The organism is Desulfovibrio sp. 1214_IL3152 (genome assembly GCF_036763055.1).
GTDB lineage: Bacteria > Desulfobacterota > Desulfovibrionia > Desulfovibrionales > Desulfovibrionaceae > Desulfovibrio.
In genome coordinates this window covers 1-1,547 of record NZ_JBAIYW010000275.1, presented here as the reverse complement: position 1 = coordinate 1,547, position 1,547 = coordinate 1, and the positions used below count along the sequence as shown (strand labels likewise).

Annotated in this window: 2 protein-coding genes; both read right to left on the bottom strand. The window is 60.8% G+C overall.

What is annotated here, in order from left to right; genetic code table 11:
• On the bottom strand, nucleotides 1-248 hold a 248-nt coding region (locus V6C07_RS05870), incomplete at its 3' end, for a DMT family transporter (RefSeq protein WP_333535430.1).
• 263 nt (nucleotides 249-511) lie between these two features.
• Nucleotides 512-1,411, bottom strand: a complete 900-nt coding sequence (locus V6C07_RS05865; protein ID WP_333535429.1) for a M23 family metallopeptidase — start codon at nucleotides 1,409-1,411, stop codon at nucleotides 512-514.
• Nucleotides 1,412-1,547: the final 136 nt, after the last annotated feature.

Below are 1,547 nucleotides of genomic sequence, written 5' to 3'. Positions count from 1 at the left end.
CTTACCGGCTCGCCCAGCACCGCGATGCCGAGCACAAAGGCCCCCACAGCGCCGATGCCCGTCCAGATGGTATAGGCCGTACCCAGAGGCAGGCTTTTCATGGCTACGGCCAACAGGCCAAAACTGGCGATCATGGCCGCCAGGGTGAGTACGGTAGGAAGAGGTTTTGTGAAGCCAATGGACAGCTTCATGGTGTACGCCCACACAACCTCAAGAAGACCGGCAAAAAACAGCAATATCCAGGCCATTCGGCTCTCCTTTTTTCAGAGCCGGGTCGTCCCGGACAAGATGCCCCTGCTGTGGGGGGGAGGTCGTCCTCCTGTTATGGAATATAAGGCCGCGCTCAAGGCTGTCCAGCCGAAGGATGCTATGCTTTACGACACAGGCCGCTTCCTGCCCCTGTGGCGGCATTGCGCGCCTGCAATGCCCTGTGCGCGCCCGGCCGGGGCAGGGTCGTCGCAGGAAAGACAAAAAAGCCGCGCGGAACAGATACGCAACAGCCCCGGAGCAATCAGTCCAGAATATACCGCATGGGATTGACGGGAACCCCGTTAAGGCGCACCTCATAGTGCAGATGCGGCCCGGTGGTTCTTCCGCTCATGCCCACATAGCCTATGACCTGCCCACGCTTGACCCACACCCCCACAGGCACGGCGCAGCGCTGCATATGCCCGTATTTGGTGATAATGCCGCTGCCGTGGTTGATCTCGATACTCAGGCCGTAGGCCCCGTCGTGGCCGGACTGGCTGACCAGCCCCTGAGCCGGGGCCACAATGGGCGTTCCCACACGGTTGGTGATGTCCAGTCCCTTGTGGAACTGCCCCCGCCCGCCGAAAGGCGACGAGCGCCTTCCGAAGCTCGACGACACAAAGCCCACAACAGGCCAGATGGTCGGCATGGAAGAAAGCGCGTCACGATTTTCGCGCAGGGCCAGCAAAAGGTCTTGCTGTCGCACTTCTTCAAGTCTGGCAGACTCCGAAAGGCGCTCAAGAAAATCCTGCATTTTGCGGGCGGCCAGTTCCTGCCGGTGCAAAGGCAGATAGGAACGCGAAAAATCGCCCACAACATCAAGGCCCCCGCCTGCGTCAGCGGGGTCTTTTTCCATATTCATCATAATGCGCAGCTTGGAGTCAAAGCCCTGCACCCGCTGCAGGTCGCGGCTCACCTGGGATATACGCTCGGCCAGGCTCACAAGCTGGCGGCGCTGTTCGGTGATGACCCGCTGGGCGTTCTCAAGGTCATCGTCAAGATGGCGAGACTCAAGCCACGCCTGAAGCAGCCAGACATTACAGGCCACAAGGGCCAGCACCAGCGCGCAGAGCGAAAAACCGAACCAGCCGCGCATCCGTAGATTGCGGCTGCCGCTGCGGCCTTCCTTGAATATGACGATATGGTATTTGCCGAAAAGCATGCGGTGCAACTTTAGGGGGCTGTGACGGCCCTGTCAATGCGACAGGCGCGCACGGGGTCAGCCTTCATGGCCCATGCCTTCCCGCGCGTTGCCGGACACGCTGTGATGCGCGCTGTCCTGCGCGTTATTCTGGGCC